At 33.2% G+C, this 17,654-nt stretch carries 15 protein-coding genes and 2 pseudogenes; 11 read left to right on the forward strand and 6 right to left on the reverse strand.

Annotated features, from left to right (window positions below):
* The 3 genes from purC to purE are packed head-to-tail and all read right to left on the reverse strand — an operon-like array spanning window position 1 to window position 2,304.
* Entirely contained in the window at window positions 1–702 is a 702-nt protein-coding gene (gene purC / locus M4L39_RS08570) for a phosphoribosylaminoimidazolesuccinocarboxamide synthase (RefSeq protein ID WP_277581628.1), read from the reverse strand.
* Window positions 702–1,835, reverse strand: coding sequence for a 5-(carboxyamino)imidazole ribonucleotide synthase (gene purK / locus M4L39_RS08575; protein ID WP_277581629.1), 1,134 nt, complete (start codon window positions 1,833–1,835; stop codon window positions 702–704). The genes purC and purK overlap by 1 nt, the downstream gene beginning before the upstream one ends.
* A complete protein-coding gene (purE, locus tag M4L39_RS08580) occupies window positions 1,822–2,304 on the reverse strand; it encodes a 5-(carboxyamino)imidazole ribonucleotide mutase (RefSeq protein WP_277581630.1) in 483 nt (160 codons plus the stop codon). The genes purK and purE overlap by 14 nt, the downstream gene beginning before the upstream one ends.
* Window positions 2,305–2,508: 204 nt before the next feature.
* Here purE and folD point away from each other — a divergent pair, with 204 nt between their 5' ends.
* The gene (gene folD, locus M4L39_RS08585) at window positions 2,509–3,366 is read left to right on the forward strand and encodes a bifunctional methylenetetrahydrofolate dehydrogenase/methenyltetrahydrofolate cyclohydrolase FolD (protein ID WP_277581631.1); all 858 of its coding nucleotides are present in this window, start codon (window positions 2,509–2,511) and stop codon (window positions 3,364–3,366) included.
* A gap of 124 nt (window positions 3,367–3,490) precedes the next feature.
* On the opposite strand, the pseudogene M4L39_RS08590 reads toward folD, so the two are convergent.
* Window positions 3,491–4,635: pseudogene (locus M4L39_RS08590) on the reverse strand (globin domain-containing protein).
* Between the two features lie 242 nt (window positions 4,636–4,877).
* Between M4L39_RS08590 and M4L39_RS08595 the strand changes: the two are divergent.
* From M4L39_RS08595 to rihC, 6 genes are all read left to right on the forward strand, one after another.
* Window positions 4,878–5,195: a DUF5011 domain-containing protein gene (locus M4L39_RS08595; protein WP_277581632.1), complete on the forward strand. Its 318-nt coding sequence runs from the start codon at window positions 4,878–4,880 to the stop codon at window positions 5,193–5,195.
* A 271-nt stretch (window positions 5,196–5,466) separates the two neighbouring features.
* Window positions 5,467–6,588, forward strand: coding sequence for a cytochrome aa3 quinol oxidase subunit II (gene qoxA / locus M4L39_RS08600; protein WP_277581633.1), 1,122 nt, complete (start codon window positions 5,467–5,469; stop codon window positions 6,586–6,588).
* Window positions 6,588–8,576: a cytochrome aa3 quinol oxidase subunit I gene (qoxB, locus tag M4L39_RS08605; protein ID WP_277581634.1), complete on the forward strand. Its 1,989-nt coding sequence runs from the start codon at window positions 6,588–6,590 to the stop codon at window positions 8,574–8,576. Before qoxA ends, qoxB begins: the two co-directional genes overlap by 1 nt.
* Window positions 8,566–9,171: a cytochrome aa3 quinol oxidase subunit III gene (gene qoxC / locus M4L39_RS08610; RefSeq protein WP_277581635.1), complete on the forward strand. Its 606-nt coding sequence runs from the start codon at window positions 8,566–8,568 to the stop codon at window positions 9,169–9,171. Before qoxB ends, qoxC begins: the two co-directional genes overlap by 11 nt.
* Window positions 9,168–9,458: a cytochrome aa3 quinol oxidase subunit IV gene (qoxD, locus tag M4L39_RS08615; protein WP_277581636.1), complete on the forward strand. Its 291-nt coding sequence runs from the start codon at window positions 9,168–9,170 to the stop codon at window positions 9,456–9,458. Before qoxC ends, qoxD begins: the two co-directional genes overlap by 4 nt.
* A 205-nt stretch (window positions 9,459–9,663) precedes the next feature.
* Entirely contained in the window at window positions 9,664–10,572 is a 909-nt protein-coding gene (gene rihC, locus M4L39_RS08620; RefSeq protein WP_277581637.1) for a ribonucleoside hydrolase RihC, read from the forward strand.
* A 147-nt stretch (window positions 10,573–10,719) separates the two neighbouring features.
* Here rihC and M4L39_RS08625 read toward each other — a convergent pair whose 3' ends face one another.
* Window positions 10,720–11,868 (reverse strand): serine hydrolase domain-containing protein, encoded by a 1,149-nt coding sequence (locus tag M4L39_RS08625; protein WP_277581638.1) that lies wholly within the window; start codon window positions 11,866–11,868, stop codon window positions 10,720–10,722.
* Between the two features lie 19 nt (window positions 11,869–11,887).
* Window positions 11,888–13,546, reverse strand: coding sequence for a phospho-sugar mutase (locus M4L39_RS08630; RefSeq protein ID WP_277581639.1), 1,659 nt, complete (start codon window positions 13,544–13,546; stop codon window positions 11,888–11,890).
* A 476-nt stretch (window positions 13,547–14,022) separates the two neighbouring features.
* On the opposite strand from M4L39_RS08630, the gene M4L39_RS08635 reads away from it, so the two are divergent.
* The 4 genes and pseudogenes from M4L39_RS08635 to M4L39_RS08650 form a co-directional block, all read left to right on the forward strand.
* Window positions 14,023–15,327, forward strand: coding sequence for an LCP family protein (locus tag M4L39_RS08635; protein WP_277581640.1), 1,305 nt, complete (start codon window positions 14,023–14,025; stop codon window positions 15,325–15,327).
* Window positions 15,328–15,348: 21 nt separating this feature from the next.
* Entirely contained in the window at window positions 15,349–15,819 is a 471-nt protein-coding gene (locus M4L39_RS08640) for a DUF2538 family protein (RefSeq protein WP_277581641.1), read from the forward strand.
* A gap of 74 nt (window positions 15,820–15,893) precedes the next feature.
* Complete coding sequence (locus M4L39_RS08645) at window positions 15,894–16,316, forward strand: GNAT family N-acetyltransferase (RefSeq protein WP_277581642.1); 423 nt, start codon at window positions 15,894–15,896, stop codon at window positions 16,314–16,316.
* A 232-nt stretch (window positions 16,317–16,548) separates the two neighbouring features.
* A pseudogene (locus tag M4L39_RS08650) lies at window positions 16,549–17,654 on the forward strand (GW dipeptide domain-containing protein); the annotation flags it as partial.

Raw genomic sequence — 17,654 nt, forward strand, 5'->3', positions numbered from 1 at the left:
TTATAGTGCCTCCAATTTATTTAAAAAAGTTTGATATGTTTCAATAATTGATCCCGTGTCTTCACGATATACATCTTTATCAAAATTTGTATCGCTATGTTTATCCCATATGCGACAAGTGTCTGGTGAAATTTCATCAGCTAATATAATTTGACCATTTGTCGTACGTCCAAATTCAATTTTAAAGTCTACTAATCTTAAATCCATTTTATCCATTAATTGAACGAGTATCGCGTTTATCTCTTTAGCCGCTTCTTTTAAAACAGCAATTTCATCATCTGTTGCTATGTGTAATAACTTAATATGATCTTCTGTAATCAATGGATCATTTAAATCATCATTTTTGTAGAAAAATTCTACGAGTGGAGCATCAAAGTCATGGCCTTTTTCAAAACCTAATCTCTTTGTTATAGAACCAGCTGCAATATTTCTTACTACTACTTCCAAAGGAATAATATCTACCGATTTCACAAGTTGATCAGTTTCAGAAGTTTGTTCAATAAAGTGACTATTCACGCCTTGAGCTTTTATAAAATTAAAAATTCTAGAAGTAATTTGATTGTTTAATCGTCCTTTACCTTCTATAAAATCTTTTTTCGCCCCATTTCCTGCTGTCACTTCATCTTTATATTCAACGCGTAGTATTTCGGGTTCTCCAGTTGAGAAAATTCTTTTCGCTTTCCCTTCATATAACAAAGACATTAGTTGTATCTCCCTTCAAATGTGATTAACAATGTTTCTTCAGAACGAGTCACGTCATCAGTTAAAACAGTTAAATGACCCATTTTTCTATCTGCTTTACGTGTGTTTTTACCGTATATATGCACATGCCACTCAGGATGTTCAGCAAATTGATCTTCTAAAAGGTCTAAATCTCTACCTAATAAATTCATCATTACTGCAGGTTTAAGTAATTCAATAGATTGTGGTAATTTTTGTCCTGTAATTGCTAATATATGTGTGTCAAATTGCGAGTAATCACACGCTTCTATAGAATAGTGTCCCGAATTATGTGGTCTCGGTGCAATTTCATTCACATATAAATGATTGTGTGCATCGATAAAGAATTCAACTGTAAATGTGCCTATAAAATGGATATGATCAATTATTTTTTTAACTTCATTTTGTGCTTCATGTTCTTTTTCTATATTTGTACGGGCTGGTACAATTGTTTTAAATAGTATTTGATTTTGATGCTCATTTTCTTGGAGTGGAAAGTACGTGATTTGGTTATCATTGCCAATCGTCACTGTAAGTGAGACTTCTTTTTGCAAGTCTAGAAATTGTTCAGCTACACATTCTTGTTCAGCTACAAGTGACTTTGCTTCATCTATATAAGTTACGTCTTTAACCAAAACTTGACCTTTGCCATCATAACCACCGAAACGTGTTTTTACGATAAATGGATAACCAATCGTTTCAATTGCTTGGTTCAAATCACTTGGTCCAGATAATTGAACGAATGGAGCAATTTGAGTTTGTGCTGCTTGCAATGTTTGTTTTTCAGTCAATCGGTCTTGTAGCAACTGAATTGCCTGATAACCTTGAGGGATATTGTATTTTGAGACTAGTGTTTGTAATTGACTAGCTGAGATGTTTTCAAATTCGTAAGTAATGACGTCCGATAATTCACCAAGTTGATTTAAAGCCTCTTGATTATCGTAAGCGGCATTAATAAATTCATGTGCAACATGTTGACAAGGGCATTCTTGATCAGGATCGAGTACGATGACTTTAAATCCCATTTTTTGTGCAGATTGTGCCATCATTTTACCTAACTGCCCTCCGCCAATAATGCCAATAGTGGCTCCGAATTTTAATTTACTGAAGTTCATGTTGCATATCACTCACTTTCTCAACTAATGATTTTTCGAAATTTTCCAAATTCTCTTGGACTTTTTTATTGCCAATGCTTAAAATCCTAGCCGCTAACACACCTGCATTTTTTGCACCAGCTTTGCCTATCGCAGTTGTTGCTACTGGTATACCTCCCGGCATTTGAACGATGGATAATAGCGAATCTAATCCTTTTAAACTTTTTGACTCGATTGGTACCCCAATCACAGGTAATGTGGTCATTGATGCTACCATGCCTGGTAAATGCGCTGCACCACCTGCTCCAGCAATAATGACGTCGTATCCTTTTTCTCTTGCTTCTTTAGAAAATTCAAACATTAATTGTGGCGTACGATGCGCTGAAACTACTTTTTTATCGTAAGGAATTTCTAATTGATCTAACATAAGACAACTTTCTTTCATTGTCTCCCAATCAGAAGAACTCCCCATTATAACTACCACTTTCACAATGAACACCCTTTCAGAAATTTGAAATGTTACTACTATTAGATGTATATTACAGATATAGCATAACAACTAAACGATGCTTTTTCAATCAAAAATCGAACTTTAAATCAAAAAAATGATGTAATCTACGTCTTTTGGTTGATATTCATCAAGTTTTTTATGTTAAAGTTAAGTATAGTACATACATTGGAGGAGGATTTTTTCATGGTCGCTAAAATTTTAGACGGAAAACAAATTGCAAAAGATTACAGACAAGGTCTTAAAGATCAAGTTGATGCATTGCAATCTAAGGGTTACACACCTAAATTATCTGTAATACTTGTAGGTAATGATGGTGCAAGTCAAAGTTATGTAAATTCTAAAAAGAAAGCAGCAGAAAAAATTGGTATGATTTCTGAAATCGTACATTTAGACGAATCAACATCCGAAGAAGAAGTTCTAAAAGAACTTAAACGTTTAAATGAAGATGATACTGTGAGCGGTATATTAGTACAAGTACCTTTACCAAAACAAGTTAGTGAACAAAAGGTTATAGAATCTATAGATCCAGCAAAAGATGTGGATGGTTTCCACCCTGAAAATATCGGTAAACTTTATATTGATCAACAAACTTTCGTTCCATGTACACCGTTAGGTATTATGGAATTATTGAATCATGCAGATATTGATTTAGAAGGTAAAGATGCAGTTGTTATCGGACGTAGTCATATCGTAGGACAACCAGTATCTAAATTATTATTACAAAAAAATGCATCTGTTACGATTCTTCATTCAAGAACGAAGGATATGCACAGCTATTTAAAAAATGCTGATGTCATCGTTAGTGCTGTCGGTCGTCCGGGGTTAGTTACAAAAGAAGATGTCAAAGAAGGCGCAGTTGTGATTGATGTTGGTAACACGCCAGACGAAAACGGTAAATTAAAAGGTGATATTGCATACGATGAAGTAAAAGAAGTTGCTGGCGCAATTACTCCAGTACCTGGTGGCGTTGGCCCAATGACGATTACTATGGTTTTAAATAATACGCTTATGGCGGAAAAAATGCGTAGAGGCATTGAATAATCAATCGCGAATAATATATTCGTATTGTTACTATTAATAAATGAATAAAGAGAGGTTAGATGTCACAAAGTGAATTCTAACCTCTCTTTTTATACAATATTCAATTGTTTTATCTTAATATTAATTACACACTAACACTAAGTTTAGGTATAAATGATTCAAAATGTATTTTCGATTCATCGACGCCTAACTCTTTTAATGCCGTGATTATAGATTTTAAGAAAGAACTCCCCCCACATACGTAAATTTCTGTATCTCCTGAAATAAATTGTTCCAAGTAAGATTTTGTCATGTAACCTTGTGTGGTTTTGTTATGAATAATATATTCAACGTTCTCTTTTGCTGTTGCTATGTTTTCTAACTTACTATTATATGGTATATCATGAACATCACTTATATTTTGTATAAATTGTACTTTCGTTTGTAATTGTGATGCTTCATTAAACATTGGTATGAGTGGCGTAACTCCAATGCCAGAACCTATAAATAATTGTGGTGCAGACATATTATCAAGAATAAAGTCGCCTACTGGTGCAGATAAATGAATAAAGTCACCTACTTTAAGCTCGTCATGTAATATTGTAGAAACTTCACCTACATACTCCCTACCAACATCTCTCTTGACAGCAAAAGTAAGTGATTCAATATCACCTTCTACTATTGAATAGTGTCTTTTAGCATGATATTCCAATTTTTCACTTTCTACATCTACAGTAATATATTGCCCCGGTAAAAATTGACTGAGATCCTGCGTTGCTGATTTTATCGTAAATGCTTTGATATCTGGGGCAATGGTTTCAATATTACTAATTTCAAATTCTTTAAACCCATCCCATGCCATTTTAGCGTATATTTCCTTTTCAATATCAATAAATACAGCAGCAATTTCCGCATAAGCTTTCTCCCATGATTCCAATATCGGATCGTCTTTTTCTAAATCTAATACACTTTGTATTGCGGCTAATAAATTTTCACCTACTATATCATAGCCTGCTTCTGGGACTTGCAATGCACAATGCTTATAGGCAATTTCCATAACTACCGGCATAATACGTGTCAAATCATCAATATTCATTACTGAAGCTAAAACACTTTGTGCTAATGCAGTTGATTGGAATCCTTTTTTCTGATTCGTTTGATTAAACATATTTCTCAGTTCTGGATGTTGCTTAAACATTCTATTATAGAAATATGAAGTTATCTCTATTCCTCTTTCTTGGAGTACTGGTACTGTTTTTTTAATGATAGCTTTTCATTTTCAGTTAACATGCTCCCACACCACTTTCGACTTAAATTTTTATTACAATTTAAGTTTATTAAAACTCAATATTATTTTGAAGTTTATTATGTCAAAGTTCACAGAACGTTCAATTTACTAAATTTTTACTGAAAATTACTGTTAGATTCAAAGTCATACGTTATATTAAGACTATAGTACGATGTATTCTAAACTCATTTAAAGTATAGTATAGTTGAATAAAATAAATGACGGTCATACGGAGGTTAACGTTATGAACAAACTAATACAGTCATTATCAGCATTAGGCGTATCTGCCACACTTGTGTCACCTAACTTAAGTGCAGAAGCTACTGATAATTCAATACCAGAACTAAAAGGTACTAAAGATACAATCATCGAAAAAGGTGACGATTATAATTTACTTAATGGTGTAAGTGCCTTTGATAAAGAAGATGGCGATTTAACTGATAAAATTACCGTTGATGGAGATATAAATACAAATAAAACTGGAAAATACAAAGTTGAATATAAAGTTGAAGATTCGAATGGCGCTATAAAAAAGTCTATACGTTATGTTGAAGTTAAGTAACACATAGATTCCATACATAGTCTCAAGAAACCCTAACTGATAACGATTATCATATTTTTTAAGACAAAATTACTCTTTCGACTTAATTATGACACTTTTCACAAAATGTACACATAATTTTAACAAATCTTTAAAAGCCCGCCAGACATTGGTTCTGTTGGGTTTCTTTTAATTTTACAATAATTTTTTTCGCACAAACACTTGTAATAATTGCGTAATATCTTAAAATTGATGTTAAGCCCTACAATTGTAGTATTAGGAGGTCAAAAAAGTGTCAAAATTTAAGTCTTTGCTTCTACTCTTTGGCTCGCTAATTTTACTTAGTGGTTGTGAGAATGTAGAAGTTTTAAACCCAAAAGGGCCAATGGCAAGTGATACGAAGTTCTTGATTATCTATTCAATCATCTTCATGCTTGCTATAGTTGTCGCTGTAATTCTCTTGTTCACAGTCTTTCTATATAAATATAGAATGGGCAAGACAGAGGAAACAGGAAAGATGCATCATAGTTTTTTACTTGAATCGATCTGGTTCATTATTCCAATAATCATTGTAATTGCTATAGCTATTCCAACGGTTAAATCACTTTACATGTATGAGGAAACACCAGACAAAGAGGATGATCCTATTGTAGTTTATGCTACAAGTGCTGGTTTCAAGTGGTTCTTTAGTTATCCTGAAGAAAAAATTGAAACTGTTAATCACTTAACAATACCGAAAGATCGTCCTGTTGTTTTCAAACTCCAATCAATGGATTCGATGACAAGTTTCTGGATACCACAACTTGGTGGTCAGAAATACGCGATGACAGGTATGACGATGGACTGGACATTAACATCTAGTGAAGAAGGTACGTTCCGTGGACGTAACTCAAACTTCAACGGTGAAGGTTTTTCTCGTCAAACTTTCGATGTTAACTCAGTAAGTCAAAGTGAATTTAAAGATTGGGTCAAAGATGCTCAAAGTAAAAAAGAATTAGATCAAGATACATTTGATAAGCAGCTTTTACCAACTACTGAAAATGAAGAATTAACTTTCAGCGGTACCCATTTAGCATTTGTTGATCCTGCAGCAGATCCTGAGTATATTTTCCACGCTTATGATCGCTACAATTACGTACAAAAAGATCCGAACTTTAACACTGAAGAAGAATTAACTGAAGATGTGTTAGATGAACCAGATCAACCTGCACGTAAACCGCAAATCACAAATGCGAACTATGAGAGACATGGTATGAAAGCCATGATTCTTGGCAACAACGAGCCATACGATAGTGAATTCAAAGACGAGGAAACACATAACGTCGAGGAAATGGACAAAATCTCTAAAGGTGCAAAAGACGAAAAAGCATCTGAAATAGAGAAAAAAGAGCATGAATCTGGAGGTGGACATTAATGAATTTTCCATGGGATCAATTACTCGTTGAAGGTACCTGGATGATTACAATGGCACAAATCGGTGCCCCATTTGGAATCATTGGACTAATCGCAGTAATTACTTACTTTAAATTATGGAAATATTTATACAGAGAATGGTTCACATCTGTCGACCATAAGAAAATCGGGGCAATGTATTTAATCTGTGCTGTATTAATGTTCGTTCGTGGTGGTATTGACGCATTAATGATGCGTACACAATTAGCGATTCCTAACAATACGTTCTTGGACTCAAATCACTATAACGAAGTTTTTAGTACACACGGTGTTATCATGATTATCTTTATGGCAATGCCTTTCATATTTGGTTTATGGAACGTTATTGTACCTTTACAAATTGGTGCTCGAGACGTTGCATTCCCTGTATTAAATAGCGTAAGTTTCTGGTTATTCTTCTCAGGTATGATTTTATTCAACTTGTCATTTATAGTCGGAGGCTCTCCTGCAGCTGGTTGGACTAACTATGCACCACTGGCAGGCGAATTCAGTCCCGGGCCAGGTGTCAATTATTACTTAATTGCAATACAGATTTCTGGTATCGGTACACTGATGACAGGTATTAACTTCTTCGTAACCATACTTAGAATGAAAACACCTACAATGAAATTCATGGAAATGCCAATGTTTACGGTTACTACTTTCATTACAGCTTTAATCGTTATCTTGGCTTTCCCAGTACTAACAGTGGCATTAGCACTATTTACAACTGATAATATATTTGGAACAGCATTCTTTACAGTTGCTAATGGTGGTATGCCAATGCTTTGGGCTAACTTCTTCTGGGTATGGGGGCACCCCGAAGTATACATCGTTATCCTTCCGGCATTTGGTATATACTCTGAAATCATTCCAACGTTTGCGCGTAAACGCCTATTTGGTCACCAAAGTATGGTTTGGGCGACTGCAGGTATCGCATTCTTAAGTTTCTTAGTTTGGGTTCACCATTTCTTCACAATGGGTAATGGTGCATTAATTAACTCATTCTTCTCGATTTCAACAATGCTTATTGGTATCCCAACCGGTGTTAAAATATTTAACTGGTTGTTTACGCTTTACCAAGGTCGCATTACCTTTGAATCACCAATGCTATTTGCATTAGGATTCATACCTAACTTCTTAATAGGTGGGGTAACTGGTATTATGCTTTCTATGGCAGCAGCAGATTACCAATACCACAATACGTACTTCTTAGTAGCGCATTTCCACTACACATTAGTAGCGGGTGTTGTATTTGCTTGTCTAGGTGCTTTAATATTCTGGTGGCCTAAGATGACTGGATTTAAGTTAAACGAGAAATTAAATAAATGGTGTTTCTGGTTCTTTGTGATTGGCTTCAACATTTGTTTCATACCTCAATTCATCCTAGGTCTTGATGGTATGCCACGTCGTTTATACACTTACATGCCAGAAGATGGTTGGTGGTTACTAAACGTAATCTCAACTTTCGGTGCCCTATTAATGGCATTAGGCTTTATGTTCTTAGTAGCAAGTATTGTTTACAGCTTCTTCAAAGCACCACGTGAAGCAACTGGTGATAATTGGGATGGCTTAGGTCGTACATTAGAGTGGTCAACTGCAGCAGCAATGCCACCTAAATACAACTTTGCTATTACACCAGATTGGAACGACTATGATACATTTGTTGATATGAAAGAACATGGTCGTCATTATTTAGATAACCATAATTACAAAGATATCCACATGCCGAATAATACGCCAGTCGGTGTATTCATGGGAATATTCTTCACTATTGGTGGTTTCTTCCTAGTATTTGAAACAATGCTACCGGCTATTCTTTGCTTAATTGGTATCTTTGGTACTATGATTTATCGTAGTTTCCAAGTAGATCACGGTTATCATATTCCAGTTTCTGAAGTAACTGAAACTGAAAAACGTTTACGTGAAGCACGAATAAAAGAAAGGGAGGCTGTAAGTCATGAGTCATGATGCAAACACAATTGATCAACGTTCGCATGAAGGTGAATTAAATAAGCTTGGCTTTTGGATTTTCCTTACAGCTGAATTCTCATTATTCGGTACGTTATTTGCAGCGTTGATAACACTGCAACATGGTGGCGATTATGCTGGTAAAATGACTACCGAGTTATTTGAATTACCGCTCATTTTGATAATGACATTTGCTTTATTAATTAGTTCTTATACATGTGGTATTGCAATTTACTACATGAGAAAAGAAAAAGAAAAATTAATGATGATTTGGATGATTATCACTGTATTATTAGGTATCGTATTCGTGGGCTTTGAAATCTATGAATTCACACACTATGTACATGAGGGTGTTAATCTTTCTATTGGTTCTTATTGGTCTAGTTTCTTTATACTATTAGGAACACATGGTGCCCACGTATCGTTAGGTATCGTCTGGATTATCTGTTTATTAATTCAAGTAGCTATGCGAGGATTAAATAAAGACAATGCTCCTAAATTATTTATAGTAAGTTTATATTGGCACTTTTTAGATGTTGTATGGATCTTCATCTTCACTGCCGTATATATGATAGGGATGGTGTTTAGCGGATGAATACAATAGTAAAACACACAGTAGGTTTTATTGCCTCAATCGTTCTGACAATATTAGCAGTGTTTGTAACCTTATACACATCTATGGAACTTAACGTTAAGATGACCATCATTTTTGGTTTTGCTTTTATACAGGCTGCAGTTCAATTATTAATGTTCATGCACTTAACTGAAGGTAAAGACGGAAACTTACAAGCATTTAAAGTTGTATTTGCGATTATCATTACTTTAATTACTGTTATTGGTACTTATTGGGTAATGCAAGGTGGACACTCAGCTCACTTATAATCCAAGAAAAAGACTTCTCTTTTAGAGAAGTCTTTTTTTATTATTAATTAAGTTATAGAAGTTAACTCCAAGTTAATTTTATTGTTCTCCCCTATTTTCAAGCCCAATTTATCTACACTTTGATTTTATGTACAACACTTTTAAAAGAAAACATTGTAAAATGAATCTATACGATAACAAAATGACTAAGGAGGACTTTACGATTATGAAACAACCAATTATTATAGATACCGATCCTGGTATTGATGATGCAGCTGCTATAAGCATTGCGCTGAATCACCCCAACTTTGACCTAAGAATGATTACTACAATTAATGGTAATGTTGGCATTGAAAAAACAACAGCAAATACATTGAAACTCAAGCAGTTTTTTGCAAGTGACGTACCCGTTCATAGAGGTTCATCTCAACCATTAGTTTCAGAGATTGTCGATGCAAGCAAAGTTCATGGCGAGTCCGGTATGGATGGTTATCCATTTCCTGAAGCAAATGAAAAAGATTTAGCTTCAACACATGCTATAGAAGCTATGCGAAAAGCTTTACTAAGTAGTGAGGTTCCTATAACACTTATACCTATAGGTCCACTAACAAATATTGCATTATTACTTTCTACTTATCCAGAAGTAAAAGATTATATTAAAGAAATTGTTTTAATGGGAGGAAGCACAGGTCGTGGTAATGTCACACCTTTAGCGGAATTCAATATTTATTGTGACCCTGAAGCTGCACAAATCGTTTTTAATTCTGGTTTGCCTTTAACCATGGTAGGACTTGATGTAGCAAGAAGTTCAACATTAAGCCATACATTTGTAAATAAATTACAAACGCTGAATAAAACTGGTGATATGTTGCATCAAATCTTCAAGCATTACAAAGGGGATGATTTTGAAAAAGGTATTAATGTATACGATGCATATACTGTGCTTTATATGCTTCATCCTGAAAAATTCAATGTACTGGAAGCCGATGTGCAAATAGAAACGAATGGCACGTTTACAAAAGGTGCCACAGTAACTGATTTCAAATCTCGTTTCCCTAATTGTTCGGTGGTCATGTCTGTTCATCCAGATACATTTGAGCACATGTTCGTCGATGCACTAAAATACTGTAAATAAGTTGATTTGTACCCTATTATGACTATTACTCATAACTATGAAAAAACACTCCTAATACTGTCATCAAGTTAGAGGTTATACCTTTATACTTGGCAGTTAGGAGTGTTTTTAATTTCATAATTTTAAGTTACTACAGTAATCAAATCATTAATATCGTTGCCCTACTTTATTATAAGGCTTGTCCTGTTTTAGTAATTTATTAAAAATATGTTTTATCTTTTTCTCATTATTCACATCATTATTTTCATAATTTGTCCCCAGCACTACAATATAATCGTCATTAAAGTATGCTGTAAATACTTGTCCAAAAAAACCACCATTAACCCTATTTTTATTGGGAAGTGAATAAAAACCATAACGATACGCTATTGGATAACGTGGCGTTAAACTTTCATGTAATAAAGGAGTTGTTATATTATCTATGAACAGTTCATTGTTTTGTATACTTAATATCAATTTCCCCATATCATGAGGCGTCATATATAAATTGCCAGCGCCATAATATTGATTTAAAACATTAGGCTTCTGCTTCACTGGTTCCCCTGTATTTTCATCTTTTTTATATCCTTCAGCCATATCCTTTTTGAAAGTTTCATCATTAAAGAATGCTGTATGCTCCAATCGGTATGGTTTTGCTAATCTTTTTTCAAAATTCTTTGAAAAAGATTTACCAGTTACTTCTTCTATCACACGAGATAAAACTAAATAATTAGCATCATTATATCTATTTTCATTATAAAATTTAACCTCAATACCTTTACGTTGGATTGATTGTACTGCGCTATCTAAATTTTCATAAGAGGTTGAAGCTTTATATTTATATAAACCACTTTGATGAAGCATAAGTTGATTTAATGTAATAGGTTTTGACGTTTTGAACCATGGTAAATATTTAGTAACTACGTCATTCATATTTATTTTTTGTTCATTTTCTAATTGTTTAAGCATTAATCCTGTAGTGAATTTTTGAGATGATCCAATTAAATATAATGTGTCTGCCCTATTCTTTTCATCTGTTTCAAAATTTTTAACGCCATAGCCTTTATTCAATTTAAGTTGACCACGTTCAAAAACAGCTGCAGTCCCATTAAAATTAATTTTCTCTAAATATTGATTAATCGCGTTAATTTGTGGGTTGGTTTTATCCATTACTGTTTTCAAATTATTCGTATGGGTACTTTGGTATTTCATATCTTGTTTATTATCATGATAATATCTGTATACAATTGTAAAAGTGATTATAGTTAAAATAAAGATTAAAAAAATCATAAATTGTTTTAGTTTTTTTGCTGTCATCTTGTTGCCTCTACATAAATTAATCTAAATTTTGAATATAGTTTTTTTCAAATTGATCTGTAATTGCATCTATATCTTCTACATTCAGAGAGAAATAGAGTTTTATTTTCGGCTCTGTTCCAGATGGTCTAAGAGCGATAAATCCATCATCAAAAACGAATCTAATTAGATTCGTTTTTGGTAATGTTAGTGCATCTGTTGTACCTTCTATGACATTTCTAATTTCACCAGTATGATAATCTTCTATTTGTTTTACATCCATACCACAAATAGAGAATATATCTTTATCTCTAAATTGACTCATTATATTCGCAATCTTTTCCACACCCTCTGCCCCTTCGAATGACGGTGCGAGTGTTCTATCTTTAAATGCGCCAATATTTTGATAAATATCTTCCATAGTGTCTTTAAACGTCAAACCATTTTTAGATAATAGATTCTTATATTTAACTAATAAAGGTACCATTTGAATTGCATCTTTATCTCTAGAAATTGATTTCGCTAAATAGCCGTGGCTTTCCTCAAATGCGAGTAATAATTGCGTATCATTGTCTCCACTTTTTTGCTCAATTAAATCAGATATATATTTAAATCCAGTTAGCACATTATTAACTTGTACATTTAACGCTAATGCTAATCTTTCTGCTAATTCACTTGTCACGATAGATTTAATAATATAAAGCGGTGTGCCTGCTTCAACTAAGTCTTGAAATCTTAATTTCATAAACAATAATCCAATTTCATTACCATTAAAATATCTATAATCATTTTTGCCATAACGTTCAATAAAACCAAATCTATCTGCATCAGGATCTGTAGCTATGACAAGTTGTGCATCTGTTTTTTCTGCAAGTGCTAAGCCATAATTAAAAGCAGTTTCATCTTCAGGGTTAGCAATTTCTACAGTTGGAAAATTGCCGTCAGGTGTAGATTGCTCTTCTTCTATTACAAAATTTTGGTAATCCAATTCTGTTAATATATTTGATATCAACGGTAAACTTGTACCATGTAAACTCGTTAATACCACTTTTGCATCTTTTTCATCAATTGAACCTACTAAATCTTTAACTTCACTTTTATAATTTTCAGTTACTTCACTAGTAATATACTTAATTTTGTCTTTTTCTTTTAATACTTCAAAATTGCCCTTTTCAATTAATAATGGAGATTCTATCGTATTAATATAGTTGCTAAGTTGTTCGGATTCATCAGGTAGTAATTGACCACCTTTTTCATCGTAAATTTTTATACCATTATAATTTTTAGGATTATGACTAGCTGTTATCATTACACCTGCATCCGCATTCAAATGTCTAACAGCGAATGATAACTCTGGAGTAGATTTATAATCTTCTGATAAAATAGGTGTAACATTATTATTAGCTAGTACACTAGCCATTTCTTGTGAAAATGCTTTAGATAAAAACCTCGTATCAAAGTGTATTACTACAGTTGGGTAATCAATTTTATTAATTAAATATTGAGCTAAGCCTAAAGCTACTTTGCGAACCGTAAATGCATTTAATCTTCCAGGGCCTAAACCAAAAGTACTTCGGATACCTGCAGTTCCAAAAGCTAAACTTCCTTTGAAACCTTCTTCTTTATCTGTTTCTGTTTGTATCTCATAAAAACCTTTCACTAAACTCTCATCTATTTTATCTAACCATTCTTGCTTCATATTCACATGTCCTCCTCATATCTTTTGGTAAAGATATATCCATTTCAATTATTAATTTTTAAAATATTTTATAGAAATCATTGTTCTTAAATTATAACGTAGCAAAGCTCTTTTTTCTTATATTTATAATTATTTTGTCATTTCCTTGCAACACAGTTATTGTTCACAAGTTGATATTTCTATTATATATTATAGCTTATGTATCGCTATAAATCATTTATAAGCAAATAACATTTTTGTTAGTTTCTATTGATAAACTTTAATATAGAAGACTAATACTACAAATACCCTAATTTAATTTTACTTTAAACTTGAAAATAACACATTCATAGTTGATATTTACTAGCTATAGTAATAAAATTATAAGTTATAGTACATTTTCTTCTTTACAAATATTTAATATAGTTAAAAGAACTATAACATTTAACGAAAATATAGTAACATGTACAAAATCATATACATGGGGAGCTTCAAACATGAATAAATTTTTAAAATATTTTTTAATATTTCTATCTTTAGTTCTTGTAGTTGTTCCGGTTATATTTGCTATCATTCTGCTCAAATCATCTCAAGGTGCTTTTGAGAATTCTTTTAACGATGGTGATTCCACGAGGAAATCAAACATTCGTGAATCTAAAGTCGATCCTTCTAAAGACCCTATTTCTATCTTATTTTTAGGTATTGATGGAAATAGTGGACGAGAAAAAAATGGGCAAAGTACTGAACAATCAAGAACCGATGCTATGATTCTTTCAACATTCAATTCCGATAAAGAGCAAATAAGAATGCTAAGCATTCCACGTGATACAATCAGCTATATTCCAAAAGTAGGTTATTACGATAAAATCACTCATGCACATGCTTATGGTGGACCTACAGCTTCAATGGATTCTGTGGAAGCTACTTTAAACGTACCGGTTGATTATTACGTACGTATTAATATGGACGCATTTGTAGATGCTGTTGATGAACTTGGGGGCATTGAATATGATGTACCATATGACATCAGTGAACCAAATACAGATGACACTGGCAAAATAAAAGTTGAAAAAGGACTTCAAAAACTAAATGGCGACGAAGCATTAGCAGTGGCTAGAACACGACATCAAGATTCTGATTTAAAACGTGGCCAAAGACAAATGGAGTTAATTAAAAAACTCTTTGCTAAGGCGCAAAATGCTGGGTCCTTTAGTAAATTAGATGATGTTATTGAAATAGTTGGTAATAATTCAAAACATAATTTAAGCTATGACGAGGTAAAGGCACTTGCAACATCTTATTTAAAAGATGATGTTGAAATCAAAAGTAAACAACTTAAAGGTGACGATGATTACTTAAATGGAATTTATTATTACAATCCAGATATTAAAAGTATTCAAGACACTTCAAATTTATTACGAGATGACTTAAATTTACCTAAAATTGAAGATACAAGTAATTTCTTAAATCAACGTGTCACTGATTTTTATGGTACACTCGTACCACAAACAGAGTTAGACAGCAGCCTACTTAGAAAAAATCAAAATGATAGTTCCAATGATGAGGATGAAGACAATTCATCTGAATTAAATGGCACTGAAAACAATGATAATTCACAGCAACAGAATAACAATCAGCAACAGATTGATCCAAATCAACAGCAAGTAGATCCAAATCAACAACAAGCTGACCCTAACCAACAACAAAACAATCCGAATCAGCAACAAGCTGACCCTAACCAGCAACAAGTAGATCCGAATCAGCAACAAAATTCTCAAGAAGTACCAACTAATCAATATTAACTGTGGAGAGGAGCTCACTATATGTCACGCAAAACATACGAAAAACTTGCTCATGTAAACGGAATGTTTAATGTTTTAGAACAACAAATGATACACAGCAAAGATATGGCGCTTTTTAGAAATGAATTTTTCTATGTCAATCATGAACACCGTGAAAACTATGAAGCTTTACGCATATACTATAAAGATAGTGAAAATAATCCTATCGTCGATGGTGCATGTTATATTGTTGGACTTCCAGAAATATTCGAAAAAGTTGATGTTTTTGAATCAGAATTACCGTTTTCTTGGGTTTATAATCAAAATGGAATTACAGAAACAATGAAAGAAATTAGCGTCCCTATCCAATATCTTATTGCCGCTGCATTAGAGGTTACAGATGTTAATTTATTCAGGCCATCTGGTTTCACAATGGGCATGAATAATTGGAATATTGCACAAATGCGAATTTTTTGGCAATATACTGCGATAATTAGAAAAGAAGCACAATAATAATTAAACCAACGCCCTATCACATTAAACTTTGATAGGGCGTTTTTTTATCAAAAAGGAAATGAGGAATAATTATGTTTAAAATCGTTACAACGCCTTCCATGATGGAAGATGCATACAGTGTTCGAGAACAAGTTTTTGTTCTAGAGCAAGGTGTGCCACTTGAAAATGAAATAGATCAATACGAAGCTATTGCTACGCATATCATTGGATATGATAAAAACAACATCCCCTTCGCCACTGGCAGATTTCGTCCTTATGACAATGGCGTTAAAATAGAAAGAGTTGCAGTTATTGTGTCTCATAGAAAATCTGGAAATGGCAAATTACTCATGCAATTTTTAGAAGAAATCGCTAAAAATCAAGGTCATCATTCATTAATACTAAATGCACAATGCCACGCTCAAGCTTTTTATGAATCTTTAGGATATAAACCTTTTGGAGAAATTTTTATTGAAGAAAATATTAATCATATTGCTATGGAAAAATCAATTTAACCCAATTTAATATGTTTTTACATTTATATTGCAACTATTATTTGTAATATTTTTCTACGTGTAATATTTCAATATTTTTTAAATTAAGCTTTATAACGCTTTAAATCAGATGTTATAGCTTCCCCAAAACTTAATCAGATTAATTTTATATTACAAAACAGTAAAATTTAAACCACTCCTCCAAAAGTCGTATTATAATAAATGTTAAATATATAGTTAAAGGGGCAGTTTAATGACTAAGAAAAAGTTTACTTATAAAGTACCGTCGATGGTAGCACTAACGTTAGCAGGTACAGCTTTAACATCTCATCAAGCACAAGCTGCAGATGACGCACAAAATCACTCTACAAACGAGAATGTGTTAGATGATAAGAATACACTTAAACAAAGTGAACAAATCAAATCTGAAGTTAGTAAACCTACTGCTAATATTTCAGGTACACAATCATACCAAGACCCTACACAAGTTCAACAGACCTTAGCAAACGAAGTTAACACTTACGACGCAGAATTAGATGAGTTGAACTCTGAACAAACACCAAGTCAAGATACATACAACCAACAAACTCCAAATCAAGAAGAACAAACGAATTCTCAAACAAAAGCTAACGGAGTAACTGAAAATACTCAAAATCCAGAAGATGCTCAAAGTGTTGAACAAGATTCAGCTCAAAACAACACTTCTTCTGACGTAAAAGAGCAAAATAATGACGCTATTCAACAATCTGAAAAAGATTCTACTAATCAAGGCGTTCAAAATAATGATGAAAATCCAACTGACGATACAGCTACACCAGTTGATAACAGTCAGGACACTAAAAACACGCAATCTACTGAACAAAATACAGCTCAAGACAATACTTCTTCTGACTTAAGCGAGCAACAACCTGAAGAAGATGCTTCTAGTGAAGACGTTCAAAATAATGAAGACACTCAAGCTTCTGATAAAGATAATGAAAACAACGCTTCTTCTGACTTAAACAGACAAAATTCTAAAACAAATTCAACTGACGATACAACTACGCCAGTTGCTGACGCTCAAAATTCTGCAGAGACTCAACAACCTAGAGAAGATGTTTCTGACGTAAGCGAACAACAACCTGAAGATGACGCTTCTGATAAAGACGTTCAAGATGATGAAACTAATCAATCTCCGGAACAAGATAAAGAAGATGACGCTTCTTCTGACGTAAGCAGACAAGATTCTGAAGAGGCTCAACAATCTGAAAATCACGCTTCTGATATAGACGTTCAAGATGATGAAGATACTCAAGCTTCTGAACAAAATAAAGAAGATAACACTTCTTCTGATGTAAGTGATCAAGATTCTGCAGATGT

Origin of the sequence: Staphylococcus equorum (assembly GCF_029531845.1) — a bacterium.
Taxonomy (GTDB): domain Bacteria; phylum Bacillota; class Bacilli; order Staphylococcales; family Staphylococcaceae; genus Staphylococcus; species Staphylococcus equorum_C.

Excerpts from the sequence above, each read along its gene's own strand:
- purC (WP_277581628.1), bottom strand. The coding sequence starts at position 702 with ATGTCTTTGTTATATGAAGGGAAAGCGAAAAGAATTTTCTCAACTGGA.
- purK (WP_277581629.1), bottom strand. The coding sequence starts at position 1,835 with ATGAACTTCAGTAAATTAAAATTCGGAGCCACTATTGGCATTATTGGC.
- folD (WP_277581631.1), top strand. The coding sequence starts at position 2,509 with ATGGTCGCTAAAATTTTAGACGGAAAACAAATTGCAAAAGATTACAGA.
- M4L39_RS08595 (WP_277581632.1), top strand. The coding sequence starts at position 4,878 with ATGAACAAACTAATACAGTCATTATCAGCATTAGGCGTATCTGCCACA.
- qoxB (WP_277581634.1), top strand. The coding sequence starts at position 6,588 with ATGAATTTTCCATGGGATCAATTACTCGTTGAAGGTACCTGGATGATT.
- qoxC (WP_277581635.1), top strand. The coding sequence starts at position 8,566 with ATGAGTCATGATGCAAACACAATTGATCAACGTTCGCATGAAGGTGAA.
- qoxD (WP_277581636.1), top strand. The coding sequence starts at position 9,168 with ATGAATACAATAGTAAAACACACAGTAGGTTTTATTGCCTCAATCGTT.
- rihC (WP_277581637.1), top strand. The coding sequence starts at position 9,664 with ATGAAACAACCAATTATTATAGATACCGATCCTGGTATTGATGATGCA.
- M4L39_RS08625 (WP_277581638.1), bottom strand. The coding sequence starts at position 11,868 with ATGACAGCAAAAAAACTAAAACAATTTATGATTTTTTTAATCTTTATT.
- M4L39_RS08630 (WP_277581639.1), bottom strand. The coding sequence starts at position 13,546 with ATGAAGCAAGAATGGTTAGATAAAATAGATGAGAGTTTAGTGAAAGGT.
- M4L39_RS08635 (WP_277581640.1), top strand. The coding sequence starts at position 14,023 with ATGAATAAATTTTTAAAATATTTTTTAATATTTCTATCTTTAGTTCTT.
- M4L39_RS08640 (WP_277581641.1), top strand. The coding sequence starts at position 15,349 with ATGTCACGCAAAACATACGAAAAACTTGCTCATGTAAACGGAATGTTT.
- M4L39_RS08645 (WP_277581642.1), top strand. The coding sequence starts at position 15,894 with ATGTTTAAAATCGTTACAACGCCTTCCATGATGGAAGATGCATACAGT.